This is a genomic window from Flavobacterium sp. (genome assembly GCF_050696275.1).
Lineage (GTDB): Bacteria > Bacteroidota > Bacteroidia > Flavobacteriales > Flavobacteriaceae > Flavobacterium.
Map to the genome: position 1 here is coordinate 1 of NZ_JBOGUT010000059.1, position 5,090 is coordinate 5,090.

7 protein-coding genes are annotated in these 5,090 nt (G+C 36.9%); 2 read left to right on the forward strand and 5 right to left on the reverse strand.

The genetic code is table 11. The annotated features are described in order from the left end of the window. Window positions 1-161: 161 nt before the first annotated feature. The 4 genes from lpdA to ACRDEC_RS16845 all read right to left on the reverse strand — a co-directional run bounded on the left by lpdA (window position 162) and on the right by ACRDEC_RS16845 (window position 2,718). Window positions 162-1,565, reverse strand: coding sequence for a dihydrolipoyl dehydrogenase (gene lpdA, locus ACRDEC_RS16830; RefSeq protein WP_431499533.1), 1,404 nt, complete (start codon window positions 1,563-1,565; stop codon window positions 162-164). A gap of 205 nt (window positions 1,566-1,770) precedes the next feature. Continuing rightward, window positions 1,771-1,965 carry a hypothetical protein gene (locus ACRDEC_RS16835; protein WP_431499534.1) on the reverse strand — a complete coding sequence of 65 codons (195 nt, stop codon included), beginning with the start codon at window positions 1,963-1,965 and terminating at the stop codon, window positions 1,771-1,773. A gap of 24 nt (window positions 1,966-1,989) precedes the next feature. Beyond that, entirely contained in the window at window positions 1,990-2,172 is a 183-nt protein-coding gene (locus tag ACRDEC_RS16840; RefSeq protein WP_431499535.1) for a hypothetical protein, read from the reverse strand. An 87-nt stretch (window positions 2,173-2,259) separates the two neighbouring features. Then, window positions 2,260-2,718, reverse strand: a complete 459-nt coding sequence (locus tag ACRDEC_RS16845) for an Lrp/AsnC family transcriptional regulator (protein ID WP_431499536.1) — start codon at window positions 2,716-2,718, stop codon at window positions 2,260-2,262. 175 nt (window positions 2,719-2,893) lie between these two features. Here ACRDEC_RS16845 and ACRDEC_RS16850 point away from each other — a divergent pair, with 175 nt between their 5' ends. Beyond that, the gene (locus ACRDEC_RS16850) at window positions 2,894-4,096 is read left to right on the forward strand and encodes an aminotransferase class V-fold PLP-dependent enzyme (RefSeq protein ID WP_431499537.1); all 1,203 of its coding nucleotides are present in this window, start codon (window positions 2,894-2,896) and stop codon (window positions 4,094-4,096) included. 62 nt (window positions 4,097-4,158) lie between these two features. Continuing rightward, window positions 4,159-4,458 carry a hypothetical protein gene (locus tag ACRDEC_RS16855; RefSeq protein ID WP_431499538.1) on the forward strand — a complete coding sequence of 100 codons (300 nt, stop codon included), beginning with the start codon at window positions 4,159-4,161 and terminating at the stop codon, window positions 4,456-4,458. Window positions 4,459-4,909: 451 nt separating this feature from the next. Here the strand turns inward: ACRDEC_RS16855 and ACRDEC_RS16860 are convergent. Further along, window positions 4,910-5,090, reverse strand: a 181-nt coding sequence (locus tag ACRDEC_RS16860) for a hypothetical protein (protein WP_431499539.1), incomplete at its 5' end; no start/stop codon positions are given.

The following is a 5,090-nucleotide window of genomic DNA, read 5'->3' on the forward strand; positions in this document are numbered from 1 at the left end:
GAATGATGTTGTTCAACAACTAATTTTACACATTCAAGCTTTAATGCAAAATTATACTTGACTTTTCTTTCCATAAAAATACCCCCAAATAGTGTCTAACTTTTTGGGGGCAGTGCAAATTAAGCGGGGTTTTTTATGTATCAGAATTGTTATATACCGTATTAGATATGTAAAGCTCTTTTCCCGGTTGCATCTAAAGCAGCTTCTTTGATAGCTTCTGCAAAAGTAGGGTGAGCGTGTGACATTCTTGAAATATCTTCAGCAGAAGCACGGAATTCCATTGCAGTTACTGCTTCGGCAATTAAATCGGCAGCACGGGCTCCAATCATGTGGATTCCTAAAACTTCATCGGTTTTAGCATCCGCAAGGATTTTTACAAAACCTTCAATATCAGAACTTGCACGGGCACGTCCTAAAGCTTTGAATGGGAAACTTCCTGATTTGAAATTTACTCCGGCTTCTTTAAGCTGTTCTTCTGTTTTTCCAACAGCAGCTACTTCCGGCCAAGTATAAACAACTCCAGGAATCAAGTTATAATCGATATGTGGTTTCTGTCCTGCAAGATACTCAGCTACAATTACACCTTCTTCTTCCGCTTTGTGTGCCAGCATTGCTCCACGGACAACATCACCTATTGCATAAATGTTTGAAGCAGTAGTTTGTAAATGGTCGTTCACTTCCACTTGTCCTCTATCTGTGATTTTAACTCCAGCTTTGTCTGCATTTAGACCATCTGTATAAGGACGACGTCCTACAGAAACCAATGCATAGTCACCTTCTAAAGTAATGATTTCACCTTTAGCGTTTTCGGCTTTTACAGTCACTACATTATTAGCACGATCTACAGATTGTACTTTGTGTGATGTATAGAATTTCATTCCTTGTTTTTTCAATACTTTAGTCAATTCTTTAGACAAAGCACCGTCCATTCCAGGAATAATGCGGTCCATGAATTCAACTACAGAAACCTGAGCACCCAAACGTAAATACACTTGGCCTAATTCTAATCCGATAACTCCGCCACCAATAACTACAAGGTGTTTAGGAACTTCAGTTAATTTTAAAGCTTCAGTTGAAGTGATAACTCTTTCTTTATCAATTTTGATGAAAGGCAAAGAAGACGGTTTTGATCCTGTTGCAATGATGGTGTTTTTGGCTTCAATTTTTTCAACAGAACCATCTGCCTTAGTGATATTGATTGTTGTGGCATTTTCAAACGAACCGACACCTTCAAAAACAGTGATTTTATTTTTATCCATTAAGAATTTTACACCACCTGCAGTTTGATCTACTACTGCTTGTTTACGGGCAATCATTTTTTCCAGGTTTACTTTTACATCACCTGAAACTTCAATTCCGTGATCAGCAAAATGCTGTAATTCTTCATAATGGTGTGAAGAGGCCAATAATGCTTTTGAAGGAATACATCCTACATTTAAGCATGTACCTCCAAGGGTTGAATATTTTTCGATAATGGCAGTTTTCATTCCCAACTGTGCGCAACGGATTGCCGCTACATATCCGCCGGGACCTGAACCGATAACAACTACGTCAAATGAACTCATAGTAATTTATTTATGTTGTGTTTTAAAAAATTTCGAGTGACAAAATTAAGGAATTTTGTTTACAAGGAATTGCTTTATTTCGGAAAATGCAGCAGCTTTTTGCTTTCTGTTCAATTACTGCTTTCTAACGGGAATAATCATTAAAAAAAGGCACAAAAAAACCCTGAAAAATGACTATCAGGGTTTCTAACTCAAAATAAATTACTTATACTGCATCGTTGCAAGTGTACACTTGCGGACATCCGATATATTGTACACAGTAGTAAGGACCTGTAACTGACCCGCTGCATGAGCAACCACAAAGAGACAAATCCGGTTTTCCTGCCTGACCAATGATCATTTTTTGGCTTTCTTTAGAAAGTACTTCAACTCCAGAAAGGTTTAAAAGTCTTGATTTCATAATAAATTCGTTTAGGTTAATTGATTAAGAATTTTGGCCTCCTCCTGCACAAGGATCAATAAAACATGGTGAGCAGTATTTAGGAAGCGGTTTTCCGCAAATGCAATGGCATCCACCTGAAATTGGCCCGATACCACCGTTAATTTCTTTTTGATTTTCTTTTGAAATCACTTCTACTCCTGGGATGTTTAAAAGTTTTGTTTTCATTTGTACTAGTTATTTTTTGATTAATAAAGCACTAAAGTAGTATTTTATTTACAGCAATAAAATAAATTTAACAAAAATTGTAATCTTTTACATATAAAAAGCAGTGGTGTTTTTTACTTCTCCAATCATAAAAGTACTGTGTGTACTGCCAATATGCTGGAGTGTAGTAAGCTTTGTGACCATAAATTCGCGGTATTCTTCCATGTCTTTTACGCAGATTTTAAGGATGTAATCGTAATCGCCACTGACATGAAAACATTCAAGGACTTCGTTGAGCAGAACTACTTCTTTTTCAAATTGGGAAATAAACTCCTTGGTGTGCTGCATTAGTTTCAGATGGCAGAAAACAACAAAACCTTTTTCTATCTTATTTCGGTTGAGAAGGGCAACGTAATTAGATATGATTCCTTCTTTTTCTAATTTCTTAATACGTTCATAAACAGCTGTTACGGATAAATTTAGTTTCAAAGACAATTCTTTGGTTGTTTTTTTACTGTCTGTCTGAAGTAATTTCAGCAGATTTTTGTCGATGGTGTCAAATGTCATGATTGAAAAAAAATTGGTTAACAAATCAAAATTAATACTTTAAAAGAAAATAAAATCATTTAATACTGAAAAAGTAGTTTTATTTTCTAAATAATTGATTTGTTGTTGATTTATTTTCCTAAATAAACTTATTTTGACTTCAATAAAACTATTATAAAACAATAAAAAATAAGATATGAAAGATTTTAATCCGGCAGACAGAATTCAGGATTTGCAGTATTTTGGAGAATTTGGAGGCGTAAATCCATCTATTTCCGACAGTTCAACATATACCTTTCTTTCGGCAAAAACAATGTTCGATACATTTGAAGGAAATGCAGAAGGATGTTACCTGTATTCCCGTCATTCTTCGCCAAGTAACTTGTATTTGGACAAAGCATTGGCAGCAATGGAAGGAACGGAAAGTGCTAATGTGGCTGCATCAGGAATGGGAGCTATAACACCAACATTATTGCAATTATGCGGGAATGGAGATCATGTTGTTTCAAGCAGAACCATTTATGGAGGAACATATGCTTTCTTAAAAAACTTTGCACCAAGAATGGGCGTTAAAACCACATTTGTGGATATTACCAAACTGGATATCGTTGAAGCAGCTATTACACCGGATACTAAAGTATTGTATTGTGAAACAGTAAGTAATCCTTTACTGGAAGTGGCTGACATTGCAGGATTGTCTGTAATTGCTAAAAAGCACGGATTGAAATTGGTAGTAGACAATACGTTCTCACCATTATCAGTTGCACCGGCTAAATTAGGAGCGGATATCGTGATTCATTCTTTGACAAAATACATTAACGGAAGTAGTGATACGGTAGGAGGAGTGGTTTGTGCTTCTCAGGAGTTTATCAATGATTTGAAGAATGTGAACAACGGGGCAAGTATGTTGTTAGGACCTACTATGGACAGTTTACGTTCGGCTAGTGTTATGAAAAACATGCGTACACTACACATCAGAATGAAACAGCATAGTCATAATGCTATGTTTTTGGCAAATAAATTTGAACAGGACGGAATCAAGACTGTATATCCGGGATTGAAAAGCCACCCAAGCCATGAAATTTACAAAGGGATGATTAATCCTGAGTATGGTTTTGGAGGAATGATGACTATTGATGTTGGTTCACTGGATAAAGCCAACGAACTGATGGAATTGATGCAGGAAAGAAATTTAGGATACTTAGCTGTAAGTTTAGGTTTTTATAAAACGTTATTTAGCGCACCAGGAACTTCGACTTCTTCAGAAATACCTTTGGAAGAACAAGCGGAAATGGGCTTGACAGACGGATTAATTCGTTTCTCGATAGGTTTAGACAATGATATTGAAAGAACGTATCAGATGATGAGTAATTGTATGAAGGAACTGGGAATTTTGTAGGAAACAGTATCACTTTAAAATAGTAAATCCGTCTTGTTGTTAAGAACAAGACGGATTTTTTTTTGGAAAATAAGGAAGTAATAAAGATACTTGACAAAGTAAGTGCTAAAACTTACAAAGCAAGTGCTAAAACTTACAAAGCGGACGGGAGAACTTACAACGCAGGTGCTCGAACTTACAAAGCAGGTGCTAAAACTTACAAAGCGGACGGGAGAACTTACAACGCAGGTGCTCGAACTTACAAAGCAGGTGCTAAAACTTACAAAGCAGACGGGAGAACTTACAACGCAGGTGCTCGAACTTACAAAGCAAGTGCTAAAACTTACAAAGCGGACGGGAGAACTTACAACGCAGATGCTTGAACTTACAAAGTAGGTGCTCGAACTTACAAAGCAAGTGCTAAAACTTATAAAGCGGACGGGAGAACTTACAACGCAGGTGCTTGAATTTATTCCGCAGGTGCTTAAACTTACAAAACAAGTGCTCGAACTTACAAAGCAAGTGCTAAAACTTATTTTGCGCGTGGGAGAATTTTACTTTTTTCTTGATAAAAAAGTAACAAAAAATCATGCCTGAAAATTAAAAGCGTAAAAACTACCTTGAAACGCCGCTCCGCGTCCCGAACCGCTCGTCGTGCCTCCTCGTCTATGCGGAACGCTGCCGCTTTGTTTCGGCGTTGTTTTTTATGCTTTTGATTTAAGGGCGGGGTGGTCTTCAAATGTATGTAAGGTGGTTATTGGGCTTATGATGGGATTGTGGGAGTGGATTGTGTGTGTGTTATTTTTTTGACACGAGTTAAATGATTTTCATTGATTATGACAAGATTGTGGGTATTGATGTGGGTACTATTTTCATAAAGATTTTCTCTTTACTTTTTTCTTGATAAAAAAGTAACAAAAAATCATGCCTGAAAATTAAAAGCGTAAAAACTACCTTGAAACGCCGCTCCGCGTCCCGAACCGCTCGTCGTGCCTCCTCGTCTATGCGGAACGCT

Bases quoted from the DNA above. Each gene is read 5' to 3' on its own strand.
- lpdA (WP_431499533.1), bottom strand. From the start codon at position 1,565: ATGAGTTCATTTGACGTAGTTGTTATCGGTTCAGGTCCCGGCGGATAT.
- ACRDEC_RS16835 (WP_431499534.1), bottom strand. From the start codon at position 1,965: ATGAAATCAAGACTTTTAAACCTTTCTGGAGTTGAAGTACTTTCTAAA.
- ACRDEC_RS16840 (WP_431499535.1), bottom strand. From the start codon at position 2,172: ATGAAAACAAAACTTTTAAACATCCCAGGAGTAGAAGTGATTTCAAAA.
- ACRDEC_RS16845 (WP_431499536.1), bottom strand. From the start codon at position 2,718: ATGACATTTGACACCATCGACAAAAATCTGCTGAAATTACTTCAGACA.
- ACRDEC_RS16850 (WP_431499537.1), top strand. From the start codon at position 2,894: ATGAAAGATTTTAATCCGGCAGACAGAATTCAGGATTTGCAGTATTTT.